The sequence below is a fragment of the Oceanobacillus arenosus genome (assembly GCF_003369575.1).
Classification (GTDB): Bacteria; Bacillota; Bacilli; order Bacillales; family Amphibacillaceae; genus Oceanobacillus; species Oceanobacillus arenosus.
This window is the reverse complement of record NZ_PIOC01000015.1, coordinates 1-18710: the sequence shown is the minus strand read 5'-3', so window position 1 is coordinate 18710 and position 18710 is coordinate 1. Positions and strand designations below refer to the sequence as shown.

The following is an 18710-nucleotide window of genomic DNA, read 5'->3' as shown; positions in this document are numbered from 1 at the left end:
CTCCAAAATCATATTATTTAGAATACAAAAAGTGTGCCTAGATGTCGAATTTTTTATTGTCTATTTTTAGGGGGCTTGACTACAGGCACCCCCAAATACAGGCACCTCAAAAAATTCAAAAAAAGCTTGCCTTTCTAAAAACTATATCTTATACTAACGTTAATCAAATAGTCACAACATTTTTAAAAGACGTTGATGAGGAAAAGTAGGATTTCATTATTTTTCAAAGAGAGCTTCGGTAGCTGGAAAGAAGCAAAAATAAGAATCTGAACAATGGCCTCTGAGTTTCGTGCTGAAAGTATCTTAAGATATTAGTAGGTTTCGACGAGATTTGGTACTCGTTATCCATACCACAAGTATAAAAGGGCATTCTATTAGAATTAGGGCTTTGAGTACTTGATGAGGCTGTATGTGTGAGCATGCAGTAAAGTAAGGTGGTACCACGTATAATCAACCACGTCCTTATCGTTTTTTCGGTAATGGCGTGGTTTTTTAATGGAAAAAATTAATTGGAGGGTTTTAGCATGAGTAAACATTTAGTATTGCAAACAGATTTTGGTTTAAGTGACGGTGCAGTTAGTGCGATGTATGGTGTTGCACTTTCAGTTGACCCGAAAATTCGCATTTTTGATCTAACACATGATATTCCACAATATAATATATGGGAGGCTTCTTATCGCCTTTATCAAACGAATCCCTACTGGCCAGAAGATAGTGTTTTCGTTTCCGTAGTCGATCCAGGTGTAGGGACAGATCGTTTAAGTATCGTGGCAAAAACAGCCGATAATCATTATATTATCACTCCGGATAATGGGACCTTGACCCATATTAAACAGCATATTGGTATTACTGAAGCACGAATTATCGATGAAAGAATCAATCGTTTGCCAAACTCTGGAGATTCCTATACTTTCCATGGTCGTGATGTCTATGCATTTACAGGCGCAAGACTGGCATCTGGCGTGATAAGTTTTGAGGAGGTTGGACCAGTACATGATGTTGATCAAATCATTGAATTAGAAAGAACGGAGGCATGTATTAAAGATGGAATGTTAATCGGTAACATTGACATTCTCGATGTACGATTTGGTAACCTATGGACAAATATTGATCGTGCGTTATTTATCGAAAGTGGTGTTAAATATGGTGATTCATTAGAAGTTACCATCAAAAATAACCGTCGTCATATCTATAAGAATATCATGAAATTTGGCCGTTCCTTCGCAGATAGCCGTTTAGGTGAACCACTTTTATTTGTTAACTCATTAGACAAACTTGGTGTTGCAATTAACCAAGGATCGTTTGCGAATGCGTACCACATCGAAACAGGTGCAAATTGGAAAATTAGTATTCGTAAGGCAACCGACCTTATTTTCAGTTAAATTTTTGATGATAGAGAAGGTCAAAGTCGTCAAATCTGTATAAGGGTGATTGCACCCGAATTGAAGGCTCCAAAAGACGAGGGGGAAATAACATGTGGAAAAATTCATTATCAATTAAAACGATTGTAGCAATTGGGATAGGCGCAGCGGTATTTGTTATTTTATCAAGATTTGTAGCAATCCCAACAGGCATCCCAAATACGAATATTCAAACATCATATGCCTTCCTAGCGTTGATGGCCGTTGTCTTCGGTCCAATTGCAGGTGGATTAATTGGGCTGATTGGCCATACATTAACAGATGCAATCACATGGGGTTCCGTTTGGTGGAGCTGGGTATTTGTATCGTTATTTGTTGGTTTCTTCACTGGACTTGTATCGAATCGAATCAATATTGAAAGTGGCGTTTTTGGCAAAAGCCAAATCATAACGTTTAATATTGTTCAAGCAATTGTGCAATTTGTTGGCTGGTTTATCCTTGCCCCGTTCCTTGATGTATTAATTTACGCAGAACCAGCTAGTAAAGTGTTCACGCAAGGCGCTGTTGCTGGTATTTTCAATATCATTACTGTTGGAATTATTGGTACATTATTATTATCTTCCTATGCAAAAACAAGAAATAAGAGCGACAGTCTTGTTAAAGAATAATGGTTGCCTTTTTCTAGATGTTGGTTCCATATAAGAAGGAGTTTATTATGAAAAAAGCTATCATAGATTTTAAAGATTTTTCATTTAAATATAGAAGCCAAGTTGAACCAACGTTAGTCAATATTAATTTGACGATTTATGAAGGGGAAAGAGTATTAATTGTTGGTCCATCTGGTTCAGGGAAAAGTACACTAGCTCATTGTATAAATGGTCTAGTGCCTTTCTCGTATAAAGGGGATATTGAGGGAAGTCTGACCATTCTCGACCAAGAGACGAAGGGCTTAGACCTATTTTCCTTATCGAAAATGGTTGGAACCGTATTACAGGATCCAGATGGGCAATTCATCGGACTATCTGTTGGCGAGGACATTGCGTTTGTATTGGAAAATGATGGCGTCCCACAAGAACAGATGAACAAGCAAGTTGTCGATGTTTCAAGATTAGTAGAAATGGATGATCATATTGATACTTCAATCCACGAATTATCTGGTGGGCAGAAGCAGCGTGTATCACTTGGTGGGGTATTAGTTGACAAGGTAGCAATTTTATTATTTGATGAACCGTTAGCGAACCTTGATCCGGCAACAGGGAAGCATGCAATTACATTGATTGACCAAGTCCAAAAAGAAACGAACACAACCGTTGTGATTATTGAGCACCGTTTGGAGGATGTCTTGCATGAATCGGTTGACCGGATTATCGTCATGGACGAAGGGAAAATTGTCAATGATACAACGCCGGATGCACTGCTCGTATCAAATGTACTGGAATCAAGTAATATCCGTGAGCCACTTTATATTAAAGCGCTGAAATATGCTAATGTTCCACTTACAGAAGAAATGCGGCCAGCACATATAACAACCCTTGATATAGATGCATGTAAAGCAAATCTACAAGAATGGTTTGAACATGCAGATTCAGCAGTGTCACGGGGAAAAACTACCCCAGTGATTGCCGTCCAAAACCTTCATTTTGGCTATCATCGAGAAAGACAAATTCTCCATGATATTTCGTTTTCAATTGATCAAGGTGAAATGGTGAGCATTGTTGGTAAAAACGGTGCTGGAAAATCGACATTGTCAAGGTTAATTTGTGGCTTTGAAAAGGCTCAATCTGGAAAGATTCTTTTTAGAGGAGAGGACATTACGAACGATACCATTCGTCAACGTGCAGAACGAATTGGGATGGTAATGCAGAATCCAAATCACATGATATCCAAGCATATAATCTATGATGAGGTTGCACTTGGGCTTGTGATGCGCGGCGTTCCTAAGGAGGAAATTAAATCGCGCGTTGAAAAGACGTTGAAGGTATGTGGTCTCTATCCTTTTCGAAATTGGCCAATTTCTGCCCTAAGCTTTGGCCAGAAGAAACGAGTCACGATTGCCTCTATTTTGGTGCTAAACTCGGAAATTCTTATTTTGGACGAGCCAACGGCAGGGCAGGATTTTCGCCATTATACAGAAATGATGGAATTTCTAGTGGAATTAAATCGGCAAGGTGTCACAATCTTGATGATCACGCATGATATGCATCTTATGCTCGAATATACACCGCGTGCCATTGTAATTGCAGATGGTAGAATTTTAGCGGATGATTCAGCGGTGAATATCTTATCAAATGAGGAAGTAATTGCACAAGCGAATTTAAAGCAGACATCACTCTTAGATCTTGCCGTACGAGCAGATATTGCGGATCCAAAGGAATTTGTATCTCGATTTATTGCCTTCGATAAGGGGGTTAGGAAAAAATGGCAGTAGAAATGTTATCCTATATTGATCGTAAATCACCAGTTCATGCGTTATCAGGGGCAACGAAACTAATTGCATTCCTCATGTGGTCATCAGCAGCAATGCTAAGTTATGACACGCGTGTGTTACTCGTTTTATTCGTGCTTAGTATCTATATTTTTAAAATTTCACAAGTGAAGATTCGTGAAATTGGCTTTGTATTAGCCTTTATCCTTGCCTTTTTACTGTTGAATAATGTGGCAATCTACATTTTTTCCCCACAAGAGGGTGTAAAAATTTATGGTACAAGCCACGTTTTAATTGAGATTGTAAGTCGGTATAATCTGACACTGGAACAATTATTTTATCAGTTTAACATTACACTAAAGTACTTTGTCGTCATTCCAGCAGCGCTACTCTTCATCGTCACGACTCACCCAAGTGAGTTCGCTGCATCATTGAATAAAATTGGTGTAAATTATAAAATTGCATACTCTGTTTCACTCGCCTTCCGTTATATACCAGATATACAGCGCGAGTTTCGGATAATTGCTCAATCGCAACAAGCCCGAGGCATCGATTTATCGAGAAATGAGAAGGTATGGAAAAGGGTGAAAAATGTCTCGACGATTGTATTTCCTTTAATACTATCAAGCCTGGAACGAATTGAAGTTGTGAGTAATGCGATGGAACTACGGGGATTCGGCAAGAATAAAAAGCGGTCATGGTATAGCGAAAAGCCATTCAAACAACGAGACTATATCACGATTATAATAGCTGTATTACTCTTAGTGTTATCCTTATTAATAACCTTCCATGATGGGAGCAGATTTTATAATCCATTTATTTAAGTTGGATGGAAAGATAGGAATTTTTGAGTGAAAGATCAGAGTGAATTAATCCCTGCTTTAGGTGGGGATTATTTTTAGTAGATAAGAAAGTATAACGACTTTCTGAACGAATAAGTGCAACTAAGGCTGTCATCGAAAGGCTTGGTGACAAACCTAGTTTTCTAATGCAATTATTTTCCTAATTCTTCAGCACCAATGCTTTTTCCTTAGTAATCTGCTATTCTTTCACCATAATGTGACACAATCATGTATAATAATGGTAGAAAATGTGACGAATTTTACCACTACAATAGAATAGAGAGGTTAGCGATACATGAACAAAAAGCGATTATTTCTAATCCTGTTAGGAGTTGTAACGGTTGCTGTTGCTGCTTTCTTTACGTTTCAAGTCATACAATCGGACAAAATTACCATGACAATTGATGATCAGCTTGAACAGGCAAAAGTTTTGCTTGAACAAGACCAAATTGAGGAGAGCATTAACTTATTTGAAAAAGTGCTCGAACAGGACCCATCACATACGGAAGCACGCATTGGGTTGGCAAACGCATATATGGCATTGTCAAAATATGATGTCGCCATCGACGTATTAGATGAAGGTATTCAGCTCAAACCAAAAGAAGCACAATTTTATTATTTCTTATCGATCGCATATGAAGGAACGGACGATTTAGAAAATGTAGCAAACACGATTCAAGCGGGTATTAAAGCTACTAAAAATGAAGCATTAAGAGAATTAGAAGAGCAACTTGTTTCCAACGTTGAAATTGAAGTTGACCGTCATTATGTTCAGCAGGATTTTAGTAGAGATTTATCATTAGTCTGGAAGAAAAATAACGGTGTAAAGCTTCCAGTTGAGGCTGAATGGGAGCTTAAAAATGAGGATGCTGGCAGCATCACGAATGAAACAGACACATCTGTTACGCTCACTGGGACTGATGTCGGCAGTGTGGTGATTTCAACAACCGTTGGTCCAATCACAAAGGAAACTAAGATTTTTGTGGAAGATCAAGTAATTGAGGAAATCACATTTGCACCATCTGATTTGAAACCGCTGGCGATTGGACAGGAACTTGCACTGTCGGTATCTGGTGTCGATGCTGCAGGTGAGGTAATGGAATTCAATCCTGAGTGGACAGCAAGTAATGATATTATCGCGTTCGATCAAACAGAAGGTCAGAACAATTCCATCGAGCCAATTGAAGAAGGAATAACGATGGTAAATGTAAGCTACCAAGAGTTGGATGCGGAGCTTCGTGTTGCGATTTCTGACGAGGATAAGATAATCAAAACAGGTGTAAAGGGGAATGGAACGGTCTCTATATCTCCTGAGCAAGCGAGCTATCCTGTAGGAAGTGAAATTCAGATTGAAGCGCATCCTGTTGCTGGTTGGAAATTCGTCGGCTGGAATGGAGACCTCACTGGAGAAACGAATCCAGCAACAGTTGTTGTCGAGGGAGATATGACAATTCAGGCCGTATTCGAGCGGAGTGATACCCATGAATTAACGTTAGCGATTGAAGGGGAAGGTAATATTTACCGTGAATCACTAGACACGACTTATAATCATATGGATTCGGTAACCCTAACGGCAGCACCAAGTTCTGGCTGGTCATTTGATCATTGGGAAGGATCTGTAAGTGGAGGCAATCAACAAATAACGGTGCAGATGGATGAGGATAAGGATATTACCGCGGTGTTTACAATGAATCATGAATCGGATGGATCTGAGGAACGAGCGAATGATTCATCACGAGATAAGAATCCAACAACACCTGTGAAACCAGATCCAAATCCTTCTACAGAGGAACCGGATTCTAATCCGCGAAGTCCAGAGAAGACAGATCCGGATTCTAATCTAGCGCCAAGTCCAGAGAAACCAGATCCTGATCCAAATCCTATTCCAGAGGAACCGGAACCAGATCCAAATCCTATTCCAGAGGAACCAGATCCAAATCCGACTCCAGTGGAACCAGATCCCACCCCACAGCCAAGTCCTGAATTAGATCCAATTTAATATAGCTTAGGGGTGAACATGTCCGGAAGCGGAACTGTCAATAAGAGCTCACAAGGAAATTCCTTCACGAAAGGAACGGTTGTACAACTAACTGCTGTACCAAGTGATGGCTGGCAATTTGCTAGCTGGGAAGGTGATGCTTCAGGTACTTCATCGGCGATTTCCGTAACAATGAATAATAATAAAAATGTACGAGCAATCTTTAAAGAAATCTCTGAATCATAATGCACATTCTCGCCATCTGTTTAATGAGAAGGTTCTATTGTTCCTAATCAGATGGGGAAAACGTTATAATTAAAGCTAAACATGGATGCAACTGCAGCATTTGTAAAAATTCCAGATGAATAATGTAAGGAAGGGAGGAACCGTTATTGTTCTTCCCTTTTTTGGTAGCATAGGAAACTATAAAATTGGGTGCTGTGGATAACTTAATTACTGAGAATAGTCACGTCCAGCTCCAGCGCTAAAGCTGTAGCGAGACTTCCCTCACTTCCGTAATCTAAGTCAACCGCTTACGCTCCCAAAGAGTTTCCTTTATCTCAAAAGGCAAGGAGAAGTTCGACTAAGTTCGCCACGTTCTGTGGCAACTTCGAACCACCTCATGTTCGTGGGGCGCAGTCCGAGCGTTGCTAAACGGGCGCTTGCGCTTTTGTTCGTAGGTAAGAAAGTGTGGAAAAAGGAGCAAATGAATGTAATGGCAAATTTGAAATGAATCGGGGTGAATGTGCTCCCAGACGTAAATTATATGGTGTATGGGAGTTTTAACATAACGGTTTTTACATAACTTGTCGAAACTTTACTGTTTTATTGTTGTTTATTTTCGTGTATAATAATGACACCTTATGAAAAGGATGTGTATTCATGAAAAAATACGTAATCCTTTTTATGCTTTTCACCATGATTGGTGCTTTCAACACGAATGTACTGTACGGTTCATCACTACATCATCATTTAGTGATGATTGATGAAGAAGGGGAAACCTTACAAACGAATCATGCAGTAAATCTTGATCCGATTGATGTAGAGAAGCAAAAGCTTGCGTTAGTAAATTTTAATAATGCTATATTCCTAGCTTTGATTGTAACGTATGCAGTCTATCAGTTCACAGCGAAAATTAGAATGAAGCATCGTTTATTCATTCCGATGTTCTATCAATCTAATTATGTGATCACATCTCCTTTACCAAAAATTAATTAATTAATTTTTCAAAGGGGGACGTTGTAAATGATGTGGGTACGCTTTATATTGATTGGTTTTCTATCTCTAACTTCCGTTTACTTGTTTTATTTTCAAGGGATTGAGATGTACCAGGCGTTTAAAGAATATTTTCAAAGTAGACATTTATAAAAGCATATATATGATGTGAAGGACTAAATCTTAGGGGGGATTTAGTTCTTCTTTTTATTTGATACTTTTGCCTTTCGAATCTGATGTACGCTCGCTCGAACTGGTACTTCTGCTGCTCGATATAGATGTACGCTCGCTCGAACTGGTACTACTTCAGCTCTATATAGATGTGTGCTCGCTCGAACTGGTACTACTTCCGCTCGATACGGATGCGTGCTCGCTCGAAATGACACTTTCGCCGCTCAATTCAGATGTAGTATGGTTCCACTGTATTGACAATCGTGTTCAAAGGAAAACAGGAATGACTTACCGGAAAATAGGAGAAAACATGAACAGAAGTGCTATATGTATTGAAGGCCGAAATAAAATGAGTGAAGGAACATAAGCATGCCCCTTCACTCATTTTATTTTATAAGAATTTAATGCAAACAGCTTCTGGCGCTGGAATATTTTTTTCAATAACCGTTAATTTCCCAGTTTCTGTGTCTCTAGCGAATAATGTAAGGTTGCTTGACTCTTGGTTTGTAGCGATTAGGAATTTTTCCGTAGGGTCCAGTACGAAGTCCCTCGGCCAATCGCCTTCTGTTGATACGTTTTCAACGAAGCTAAGCTCTCCTGTTTCCTCATTTGCTTTAAAAATTGCGAGACTGTTATGCCCGCGATTTCCTGAATAAACAAATTTTCCATTAGAAGTGATATGGATCGCACTTCCTTGATTGTTTTCAGTAAAGTCTGCAGGGATTGTACGGATTGTTTGATTGATTGTAAAGCTTCCATCTTCCTTCTCGTAATTTAAAACGATGACTTCTGAGCTGAACTCTGTTGCAAGGTAAACGATATTTTCCAGTTTCGGATGGAAGACAAGGTGCCTAGGACCACTACCCGCAGGAAGCTCTAAGCGATTCACTTCTGTTAATATGCCTTCTTCACTAACCGCATACGTTGCGAGTAAATCACCGCCTAAATCAATTGCAACCAGATATGCTTCATCTGGTGTCATACATGAAAAATGGACATGTGATTTTTCTTGTCTTGGATCCGGTCCACTTCCATTGTGTTGAATGGAAGATACAACAGGGCTGATAGTTCCGTTCTCTTGGTCGAGCAAATAAGAATCCACTGTGCCATTATGATAGTTTGTACTAAATAAGAAGCGGTGCTTTCTGTCGGTATTCACATGACAAGGATTCGGACCTTTTGCCATTTGTTTATTTAAAAATGTAAGCTCACCAGTAGACTTGTCAATAGAATAAGAGGCTAGTCCACCCAAATCATCCTCTGTTGCAATTGCATAAAGGTATTTCTTATCGTCTGTGATATTTAAGTATGTTGGGTTTCCAATTTCAGCTGCAACCTTTATATCTGAAATCTTTGCATCCTCTGTATCGAGGGTAAAAGAATAAACCCCTTTACTTTCCTTCTTCGTATACGTTCCAATATATCCAGTATATTTCATAGTAAGATGATTCCCCTTTCAAACCCATTTTCTCTATCATACTCCTTTTATGAGGTGCCTGTCACTTCCCGAGTTTTGTCGAATTATCATGTATTGCACTGACTCAATGGCAATTGATAGAACATTTCCCAATTAACTTGTACAATAATATGAACGAATAGGATTTGAGGGGAGGCAGTTTAATGAAATTAATTGCAATCGATTTAGACGGAACATTGTTAGCTGAGGACGGTTCCATTAGTGAGGAAAACAGAAAGTCAATCCGTGACGTTCAGCAGGGTGGAGATATAGTAGTTATTTCTTCTGGGCGTTCACTCCATGATACGAAGCAAATTCTTCATAATGCAGCATTGGAATGCCCAATCATCACTGGCAATGGGGCGATTATTTTTCATAATGATGAATTTTTGCAGTATCTTTATTTAGATTCAGAACTCATCGAGGAATTAATTGAAATCGTTGAGGAAAACGAGCTATATTTTGAAATGTATACGAATCAAGGGGTATATGTAGAAAAAACGGGAAGGGATATTTTAGAGCTAGAGGTGCAACGCTTGCAAGAAGGAAATGCTGATTTTGCGGCAGCCGTTGCAAACAAAATGATTGACATTCAATTTAAACAGAATGGATTAACCTACGTGATGGATTATCACGATGTCGATTATGCGGCATTAGAGGTTTATAAAATCTTTGTTCTATCATTTGACCAGGAGAGACTGTCAACCCTTAGTGACCGTTTAATGGGGCAAAAGAATATTTTGCTAACGACCTCTGGTGTGCAAAAGCTAGAAATTGGTAATCCCGATGCAAGCAAAGGGAATGCATTGGTATTCATTGCCAACCATTTACATGTACCCTTAGAAGATACGGTAGCAATCGGCGATAATTTAAACGACCTGTCCATGTTTGAGGTCGCTGGAATGAGCATTGCAATGGGAAATGCGGAAGAAATGGTGAAGAAACAAGCAACACATGTTACGAAAAATTACGATGAAAATGGGGTCGCATATGGGCTTCGTAAGTTTGTGCATGGAGAATCGCTGTCTTTATAGGGGATTTTCATGAGTGTCGAAGCGAGATCAAGTATTCGCTGATTTAGTTTATTAATTGGCTCCTATAAAATACTATGCATGCATCGGCAAAATATAGTATTATGATAATATATTTGATTGATGAGGAGATTTTGTAATGTGCGGTATTGTAGGATTTACTAATGGTAAGCTTAATATAAATAATGATAATGTAATAGTAAATATGATGAACACAATTGGGCATCGCGGTCCAGATAGTGATGGACGTTTCTCTGATGATAAGGTGACACTCGGTTTCAGACGTCTGCAAATAATCGATTTAACAACGGATGCAAGCCAGCCAATGTTCAATGAGGATGGCTCAATTGCGCTTATTTTTAATGGGGAAATTTACAATTATCATGCATTAATGGATGATTTAATCGCTAAAGGACATACATTTAAAAGCCAAAGTGATACGGAAGTTATCGTCCATGGTTATGAAGAGTATGGCATCGATATCTTGCAAAAGTTAAGAGGGATGTTCGCATTTGCAATTTGGGATAAAAAAGCAGATCACCTCTTTATTGCTCGTGATTTCTTTGGTATTAAGCCGCTGTATTATACAGAAAATACAGAAGATAACTCACTCCTTTTCGGTTCGGAAATCAAGACATTCTTGAAGCATCCTGGGTTTAAGAAGGAATTGAATAAGGATTCACTGAAACCATATTTAACTTTCCAATATTCTGCACTTGATGAGACGTTTTTCAAAGGGGTTTATAAATTAAGACCAGGTCATTATATGATTTATAAAAATGGAAAGATGGAGATCAACTCCTATTGGGATATTAATTTTGACGCAGAAGAAAATACCCTTGAGTATTATGTTGACAAAATCAAGAAAACAATGGAGGAATCCGTAAACTATCATCGAATTAGTGATGTAAAAGTTGGCTCATTCCTATCTGGTGGTGTTGATTCAAGTTATATCACCGCATTATTAAAGCCTGACAAGACGTTCTCTGTTGGCTTTAAAGATTATGAAGGTGTATTTAATGAAACAAATCTAGCGGAAGATTTGTCGAAACAGCTTGGCATTGAAAACCATAAGAAAATTATCGATGCAGATGAATTCTTCGATGTGATTCCAACGATTCAGTATCATATGGACGAGCCACAATCGAATCTGTCTTCAGTACCACTCTATTTCTTAGCCGAATTAGCTAGTAAGCATGCAACCGTCCTTTTATCTGGAGAGGGCGCGGATGAAATATTCGGTGGTTATGCATGGTATGACAAGACCAATTCTGAGAAGAAATATGAAAAAATTCCATTCTTCCTACGCCGTCTTGCATCCAATATTAGCAGAGGATTGCCTGAGAATCGGATTACGAATTTCGTAGTAAAAGGTGGTCTAAAGGTTGAAGAACAATTTATTGGTGAAGCAAAAGTATTCAAAGAAAAAGATGCATTAAAAGTGTTACAGAAAAACTATAAAAATGGACCATCACCTATTGAAGTCGTTCGTGAATCTTACCTAAAAGTAAAAGGAAAAGACGATGTAACGAAAAAACAATATGTAGATATGAAGCACTGGTTGCCTGGGGATATTTTATTAAAAGCGGATAAGATGAGCTCGGCGCATTCCATCGAACTACGTGTGCCGTTCTTAGATAAAGAAGTAATGGAAATGGCTGCAAAAATTCCTGCACATTTAAAAGTAAATGATAAAGATACAAAATATGTGCTAAGAAAAGCTGCAAATGAGGTATTGCCAGATGAATGGGCAAATCGACCAAAAGTCGGCTTCCCTGTACCATTTAGAGATTGGATCAAGCAGGAGAAATATTACAAGCAAGTGAAGGCTGTTTTTGAAGCGGAGTATGCGAAGGAATTCTTCCACACAGAAGCGATCGTTGGCTATCTTGATGAACATTATACTGGGAAGGCAAACCGTGCGCGCTATATTTGGACTGTGTATGTTTTCTTAATCTGGTATAAACGATTTTTCATTGATGAAGATATGAATGCCACATTGTAAGGTTTTAAGATAGATTATTTGAGGCAGATAAGCGGACTTAGGGACGCTTGTCTGCTTTATTGCAATAAAGGAGCATTGCATGTTGAAACTGATTATCCGAAATTCCATTCTCTTCTTCTTACTTTTTATAGTGATATTTATTGTAGGTACACAGGCAAATAAGGTTTATGCGATGATTACGGATTTTTTAGAACTGGATAGTGGCATGTTAACGATTGTAAGTGTCGATGTCCGGCATGGCTATCCAATAAAAAATAGTAAATTTCAAATTATCGATGCAGAAACGAATGTGGTAATGGATGAAATCGAGACCTCCATCGATGGGAGTGCAACCTCTGACTTCTTGCCTTTAAATCGCCAGTATTACGTACGGCAAACGAATGTTTTAGAGCCTTACGAGTTAAATGTGGTGCAGCATGAGCTGACACTCGGTATCGATAATGTTCGGATTACAATTGAAAATGATGTCCCTAGCTTTGTAACGGACTATGTGCGAAACGAGGAAAAGGATATTGAGGTTACGGCAGTTCAACTCCCCGTAAAATCTATTTTGCAAAATCCAGAATTACCAAATGGTTGTGAGGTAACATCACTTGCTGCGGTTCTCAACTACTATGGATATGCGACAAATAAGCTGGAATTAGCGAATAAGTATTTGCCAAAGGTTGCATTTACAAGAGAAGACAATAAGCTTTTCGGTGCGGACCCGTATCTTGCCTATGCAGGCGATCCAAGAAGTGAAGGGCAAGGTTTCTTTAGTTATGCACAGCCAATTAAAGAAACGGTTGAGCGGTATTTTGCAGCGAATAATGGCAGCCATGTTGCAAAAAATATTAGTGGTAGCCCTAAGAAAGCAATCTATCAGTTTCTTTCTAAAGGTATTCCTGTGATTATGTGGACAACGGTTGACATGAAAGAGCCACGTTTTACTTATTCCTGGCACATAAAAGGGACGGATAAAAAAGTTAATGTTCCGACGAATTCCCATACCGTTGTCCTAACTGGATTTAAGGATGATTTGGTGTTTGCGATGGACCCTTTGAAGGGAAATGTGAAGTATCAAGCTGAGCACTTATTTGCTATTTTTGAGCAGGCTGGTGGACATGCACTGGTGGTGTATTGAGAATGGGAAAGTATTGCTGGATCTGTTGTGGGCATTGGTGCGACTATTATATTCAGAGGTGGAACAGTGTTGGAGATCGTTCCTGTGATGATGGAAAGCTATGTTCCAAAACTGAAGCATTTATATATGTAAAGCAGCGTGCGAGGCTAGAATTCCATTCAAATTAAAATCGGCTATCCAAGATGGAAAGCCGATTTTGTCATTTCCTTTTAAATTTACTTCCGCTACCTTTTACTCGTAGTTTATCCATCAGACTAGTGGATTTTTCGGCAGCGGCATTTGTTGCCGGTTTATCGATGCCTAGTATTTTATAACCGTTATTCGCCTTTTCTAAATGGAATATTGCCTGCTGCTTACTACCAGATGGCAATTCTGTTTTTGGAATAGTGAATTCTTCTCTTATTTCTTCAATTAGGATGATAGCTTTATCACCCTCGAAACGATCAAGAATACCTTTCATCGTCTATCCTCCTACACATGCGATTCCTTCATTTTTTATATCAGCAATTCTTGCGGGGCCAATTCCTTTGATGCGAGTGAGCTCGTCTACAGAGCCATATGGCCTCAAATCGATTAAATCCTGCGCCCTCTCAGGTCCGATATGAATGATTCCTTGTACTTTGTCAATCGATGCTTGATTGATATTGATACATGAGGCTGAACTAGCATTTTCATCGCTTGTCGTTGCTTCCTCATTCTCTTCGTTTGCATCATTATTTTCATTCGAAGCATTTGCAGAACCAGTACTTGCTGGGCTTACAGTACCATCCTTGTTAGTAGCGATGCTGTATTCTTCCCCATCGGTCGTTACAATAATCGTGCCATTTACAGCTGTGCCATATAAATCGATTCCAGCGTTTTGAACAGAAGAGATAACCTCTGGACTCGGATGCCCATAACTATTGTCTCTGCCTGCACTATAAATAGCAACAGATGGACTGACAGCTTGAAGGAATGCTGGGTCTGTTGATGTATTTGAGCCGTGATGCCCAAGCTGTAAAATATCTGCATGAATATTGATGCTGGAATGAATCATGTCTAATTCCTCACTCTTCCCTGCATCACCAGTAAAGAGAAACTTCGTATTCCCATATGTAAATAAAATAGAAATGGATTCTTCATTTGTTTTGCCAGAAATTGTTATTGGGTAAATGATTTCTAGTTGCATTGGTCCAATGTCGAACAATTCGCCAGCTCTTGGTTCGTGATAATCTGCACCACTTGCGATTACTGCCTCTAATGCATTTTGAAAAGTTTCAGAAGAACTTTCATTTCCAGATAACCACACTTCACCAGTATCATAAGTTGTTACTATATCTGCCAATTGCCCAATATGGTCAGCATCTGAATGGCTAACGATAATCAAGTCGATGGTCGAGATATCTTGAGCTGCTAAATAGTTCACAACGTCATTTCGATTCCAGTCCCCAGTGTCATAAAGAATTGTGTATGAATCTTCTTGACCCGAATACTGGAATAGCGTGGCATTCGCCTGACCTGCATCGATGTAATGCACTTTCAATTCATTGGGATCAGTATGATTATTAGTTTCTTTTATAGTTTTAGCAGTTCCTGGGTTTTCTACCACAGCTGTAGAATCTACCTCGTCGTTTTCAGCGGTTATCTCTGACTGTGGCTCCGCTTCATTACGAAGATTATCTGATATCGCTCCCTGTTCTACTCCTTGCCCACAAGCAACTAATAGGACGGTAAGAATCATAGATAGAAGTAATTTCACTTATGTGCCCTCCCTTGTGTGCTTTATGGTGCCTGTCACTTCCTGGGTTTTGTCGATTAATGTCGATTGAATCTATGAAATTCATTTTCTCTATTCGTTGCACTAGCAAAAATTCAATTTCTTACTAGGATAAAATTGAATTATCTCGACAAAAACAAGTTGGATAATTGAATTTTTCGCCTTTGCATTTTCGCCGGTGTTATTTTATCTTAGAAACAAATGATTAATACATATAAAATAAAGGGGAATCCACATGGCCAGAAAGAGACGTATTTGGTTACCAGATACATTTTATCATATCATTTCCCGCGGAAATAGGCGGGATGCAATTTTTCGTGAAGAAGTTGATTACAATATGTTCCTCCACTTTCTTCACCAAGTGAAACAAAAAATTCCATTCGAGCTTGCCTCATATTGTCTGATGACAAACCATTTCCATCTGCAAATGCGATCCCTTGATCAATCCATCTCGAAAATCATGTCACTCTTAAATAAGCGCTACGCAGATTATTTCAATAATAAACATGGGGTAACTGGTCATGTATTTGAAAAACGGTTCTTCGATGAGCGAATATTGACATCATTAAGCATGTTAAAAGTAAGTCGTTATATCCATCTTAATCCAGTCAAGGCAGGAATGGTAAGGGATCCAGAAAACTATCAATGGAGCAGTTATCGGCAATATTATCACGTTTCGGACTCTAGTTTATTAAACCCGAATATTGTGTTGGATTCTTTTCCTGGAAATGAGAAGGAAAAGCGAAAGCAATACCATGAATTTTTAAATATGGAAGATGATATGATTCAGTCTGAACAATTCTCAATAACACGGTGAGGAAGAAGTAGATGAAGCAAGAAATCAAATTAGCGTATTTTTTGCAGATTTTGTTTTTATTTAGTGCAATCTTTTTATTTTTAATCATACTAGAGTACGGGATCTTCGGAACAATCTTAGGTTCGAGGGATTTTGAATTGGATAATGAAACTGAAATGACAATAATTGGTGTTCTCGATCGCTGGGAGAGTAACCATCGAGCGGTTGTCCTGATCGAAGAATGGAAAAGAGAAATCATTGTACCGAAACGACAACTCCCGAGCGCAAGTCAAGTAAATACATGGTTTCAAATTGTGATGAAAGCTGAAGCAATTGAACGAATTTTGATAGATTATGAGAAAACAAGGCTGGAGAAAGAGAACTCCTTGGAATTAAAACAATGTTTGAGTCGTCTAAAGAAAGAGTAGTCCTTGATGTGACCCCAAAAAGTTGGTTTTGAAAAGGTAAACTATAAGCCTACATTTAAAATAGTTAAAGATTTATTAAGTTATTAAATTGCATCATAAAATAAAGACGCAAGTTCTGATGAATCCTCATTCATTTGAACTTGCGTCTTTATTTCGACATTATCCGACAAAACTCGGGGAGTGACAGGCACCCCCTTTTTAATGTAGAATTGTTTTGGTGAATTCATTTAAAGGAGTAATATTAGATGTATGATAAAAATGGTGTGAAAAGGGATGAGTCAAGAACGTATGTCGAAGTTATTGGCGATACCGTTTATGGCAAGCATTTAATAGCAACAATTTGTATTAGTGTCATCTTCAGTTTGGGGGCATTCTTAATTGGAAAAAATATTTTCCCGCAGATTGCTCCAGAGTCGATGGTACAATCTTATTCCTTGCTGCTTGGGATTGCCGGGAGCTTGGTTGGGCTTATTGTAAATGCGCTCTTATTTAAACCGAAGCGTACCTTGAGCGAGACAGCAAATTCAAGTGAGGAATTACAAAAAGTATATGAAGAGCTTCAATTTGATTTAGTTGAAGAGCGAAAGGCAATATTGGATGATCCAGTAATTCTTAAGGAAATGAAGGAGCTCGGAATTGCTGAGATGTATCTTGCAGATGAGGAGGTACCTAAGAATTGAGTACGTTAATGATTGCAATTATCTTCGCCATTATTGGTGGCGTGCTGTTTACAATGATCGGGGTAGTGTCCGGATCAGATGAGACAGCGGTATTAGTACCATTTACATTGATTGTCGTATTATTGGGTGCACCTCCAGAGGCTGTATTTGCCTTTTTCATGTCAGCAATTTTGGCGAAGCATTTGACCCATGCAATACCGACTGCACTAATGGGGGTTCCCGGGGATACGCTGGCAGCGCCTATGCTCGAGCATGCGAACTTTTTAAGGCGAATTGGACTACCACATATTGCCCTTCGTAAGATGATTTCTGGTGGAATTATTGGTGCATTTATTGCTTTGCCGATTTCCTTATTATTTGCAATGTTTCTCAGCCAATTTGGCGAGTTCTTCCAGGAAAACTCTGGAATTATCTTTACTGCAGCGGCAGTACTTATTGGTTATTTTTCAAAAGGACGCTGGGTCAGTGTTTTACTAATCCTTCCCGTTGCGTTAATTTTTCAAGGGTTAGGCTTAATCAGCTCTACTATTCTCGACAAATCCTTGTCAATCAGCTTCTTTTTAGGTATTGCGATTGGGCCCATGCTAGTTGATTTACTTCTAGCAACATCGAAAAGCGCACGGCCAACGGTGGAAAGAAAGGAAATGAACGAGTATAAACTTGCTCCAGAGAAAAAGTCTTGGTCGGGTTATTTTCCAAATCCATTTAAAGTGTTAACAAAAAAACAAACGGGACAGGTTGTCGGCACTTCTTTCCTTTCCTCCTTTACGTTTGCGCTGAGTCCAGTTGGGATGACGTCACTAATGGGGGAATTAATTGGCTCGCGAATAAAGGGACAATACAAAAAAGCAACAAGTAGCTTGGCGACGATGAATGGCGTGACAGAGTCAACATATGTTGCAGAAACCATTATTCCATTAGTTGCATTTGGCATTCCACTAAGTCCGGTTACACTTGGACCAGCATCGGCCTTGTTTAATGCTCCACCGGTCTATTCAACGGAGCCAATTCATAATTTACATACATTGCTTTCACCGCTGGATTTCCTTATTTACGGATTGATTGGATTAGTAATAGCAGCGCTGATTGCTTATCCTTTCTCGATGAATTATGCGAGAAAAGCGACTGTCTTTATTATGAAAAAGGTAAACCAGGAAGCAATTATTGGTATGTTTATTGGTATCGTTTGTCTGCTGGCCTTTTATGAAGGGGAATTAACGGGCGTATTAGTAACATTTGCAGTTGCGGTGGTTGGTGGCATGCTGAATCGCTTCCTTGGACTTGGTGTAGGAGTACAATTCATGATCTATTACGGATCAAGCTGGCTGATTACCACATTGTTGTAAGTGGTGTCTGTAGTCAAGCCCCCTAAAAATAGACAATAAAAAATTCGACATCTAGGCACACTTTTTGTATTCTAAATAATATGATTTTGGAGAAATG

Annotated in this window: 19 protein-coding genes and 1 other annotated feature; of the genes, 15 read left to right on the top strand and 4 right to left on the bottom strand. The window is 38.9% G+C overall.

What is annotated here, in order from left to right; genetic code table 11:
- Positions 1-183: 183 nt before the first annotated feature.
- Positions 184-467: a binding site (T-box leader), on the top strand.
- A gap of 57 nt (positions 468-524) precedes the next feature.
- The 8 genes from CWR48_RS09970 (at position 525) to CWR48_RS20995 (ending at position 7974) form a co-directional block, all read left to right on the top strand.
- Positions 525-1382: an SAM hydrolase/SAM-dependent halogenase family protein gene (locus tag CWR48_RS09970; RefSeq protein WP_115773094.1), complete on the top strand. Its 858-nt coding sequence runs from the start codon at positions 525-527 to the stop codon at positions 1380-1382.
- A gap of 92 nt (positions 1383-1474) precedes the next feature.
- The gene (locus CWR48_RS09965; RefSeq protein ID WP_115773093.1) at positions 1475-2029 is read left to right on the top strand and encodes an ECF-type riboflavin transporter substrate-binding protein; all 555 of its coding nucleotides are present in this window, start codon (positions 1475-1477) and stop codon (positions 2027-2029) included.
- A gap of 47 nt (positions 2030-2076) precedes the next feature.
- A complete protein-coding gene (locus CWR48_RS09960) occupies positions 2077-3789 on the top strand; it encodes an ABC transporter ATP-binding protein (protein ID WP_115773092.1) in 1713 nt (570 codons plus the stop codon).
- A complete protein-coding gene (locus tag CWR48_RS09955) occupies positions 3780-4610 on the top strand; it encodes an energy-coupling factor transporter transmembrane component T family protein (protein WP_115773091.1) in 831 nt (276 codons plus the stop codon). Before CWR48_RS09960 ends, CWR48_RS09955 begins: the two co-directional genes overlap by 10 nt.
- A gap of 313 nt (positions 4611-4923) precedes the next feature.
- A complete protein-coding gene (locus CWR48_RS09950) occupies positions 4924-6627 on the top strand; it encodes an InlB B-repeat-containing protein (protein ID WP_115773090.1) in 1704 nt (567 codons plus the stop codon).
- A 12-nt stretch (positions 6628-6639) separates the two neighbouring features.
- Positions 6640-6852, top strand: coding sequence for an InlB B-repeat-containing protein (locus CWR48_RS09945; protein ID WP_342772445.1), 213 nt, complete (start codon positions 6640-6642; stop codon positions 6850-6852).
- A 636-nt stretch (positions 6853-7488) separates the two neighbouring features.
- Entirely contained in the window at positions 7489-7824 is a 336-nt protein-coding gene (locus tag CWR48_RS09940; RefSeq protein WP_115773088.1) for a hypothetical protein, read from the top strand.
- 27 nt (positions 7825-7851) lie between these two features.
- Complete coding sequence (locus CWR48_RS20995) at positions 7852-7974, top strand: hypothetical protein (RefSeq protein ID WP_281270265.1); 123 nt, start codon at positions 7852-7854, stop codon at positions 7972-7974.
- A 41-nt stretch (positions 7975-8015) separates the two neighbouring features.
- On the opposite strand, the gene CWR48_RS20220 is transcribed toward CWR48_RS20995, so the two are convergent.
- Together CWR48_RS20220 and CWR48_RS09930 are read right to left on the bottom strand one after the other, a co-directional pair.
- Positions 8016-8207: a hypothetical protein gene (locus CWR48_RS20220; protein WP_147294882.1), complete on the bottom strand. Its 192-nt coding sequence runs from the start codon at positions 8205-8207 to the stop codon at positions 8016-8018.
- A gap of 176 nt (positions 8208-8383) precedes the next feature.
- Positions 8384-9430, bottom strand: coding sequence for a lactonase family protein (locus CWR48_RS09930; protein WP_115773086.1), 1047 nt, complete (start codon positions 9428-9430; stop codon positions 8384-8386).
- A gap of 182 nt (positions 9431-9612) precedes the next feature.
- Between CWR48_RS09930 and CWR48_RS09925 the strand changes: the two genes are divergently transcribed.
- The 3 genes from CWR48_RS09925 (at position 9613) to CWR48_RS09915 (ending at position 13607) form a co-directional block, all read left to right on the top strand.
- A complete protein-coding gene (locus tag CWR48_RS09925) occupies positions 9613-10482 on the top strand; it encodes an HAD family hydrolase (protein ID WP_115773085.1) in 870 nt (289 codons plus the stop codon).
- Between the two features lie 136 nt (positions 10483-10618).
- Positions 10619-12484, top strand: a complete 1866-nt coding sequence (gene asnB / locus CWR48_RS09920; RefSeq protein ID WP_115773084.1) for an asparagine synthase (glutamine-hydrolyzing) — start codon at positions 10619-10621, stop codon at positions 12482-12484.
- Between the two features lie 79 nt (positions 12485-12563).
- Entirely contained in the window at positions 12564-13607 is a 1044-nt protein-coding gene (locus CWR48_RS09915; protein WP_115773083.1) for a C39 family peptidase, read from the top strand.
- A 199-nt stretch (positions 13608-13806) separates the two neighbouring features.
- Here the strand turns inward: CWR48_RS09915 and CWR48_RS09910 are convergent, their stop codons facing one another.
- Together CWR48_RS09910 and CWR48_RS09905 are read right to left on the bottom strand one after the other, a co-directional pair.
- Entirely contained in the window at positions 13807-14067 is a 261-nt protein-coding gene (locus CWR48_RS09910; RefSeq protein WP_115773082.1) for a DUF3006 domain-containing protein, read from the bottom strand.
- Between the two features lie 3 nt (positions 14068-14070).
- Entirely contained in the window at positions 14071-15345 is a 1275-nt protein-coding gene (locus CWR48_RS09905) for an MBL fold metallo-hydrolase (protein WP_245976779.1), read from the bottom strand.
- A gap of 253 nt (positions 15346-15598) precedes the next feature.
- On the opposite strand from CWR48_RS09905, the gene CWR48_RS09900 reads away from it, so the two are divergent.
- The 4 genes from CWR48_RS09900 (at position 15599) to CWR48_RS09885 (ending at position 18613) form a co-directional block, all read left to right on the top strand.
- The gene (locus CWR48_RS09900; protein WP_115773081.1) at positions 15599-16180 is read left to right on the top strand and encodes a transposase; all 582 of its coding nucleotides are present in this window, start codon (positions 15599-15601) and stop codon (positions 16178-16180) included.
- Between the two features lie 11 nt (positions 16181-16191).
- On the top strand, positions 16192-16587 hold the full coding sequence (locus CWR48_RS09895) for a hypothetical protein (RefSeq protein WP_115773080.1): 396 nt from the start codon (positions 16192-16194) through the stop codon (positions 16585-16587).
- Positions 16588-16832: 245 nt separating this feature from the next.
- The gene (locus CWR48_RS09890; protein ID WP_115773079.1) at positions 16833-17267 is read left to right on the top strand and encodes a hypothetical protein; all 435 of its coding nucleotides are present in this window, start codon (positions 16833-16835) and stop codon (positions 17265-17267) included.
- A complete protein-coding gene (locus CWR48_RS09885) occupies positions 17264-18613 on the top strand; it encodes a tripartite tricarboxylate transporter permease (RefSeq protein ID WP_115773078.1) in 1350 nt (449 codons plus the stop codon). Before CWR48_RS09890 ends, CWR48_RS09885 begins: the two co-directional genes overlap by 4 nt.
- Positions 18614-18710: the final 97 nt, after the last annotated feature.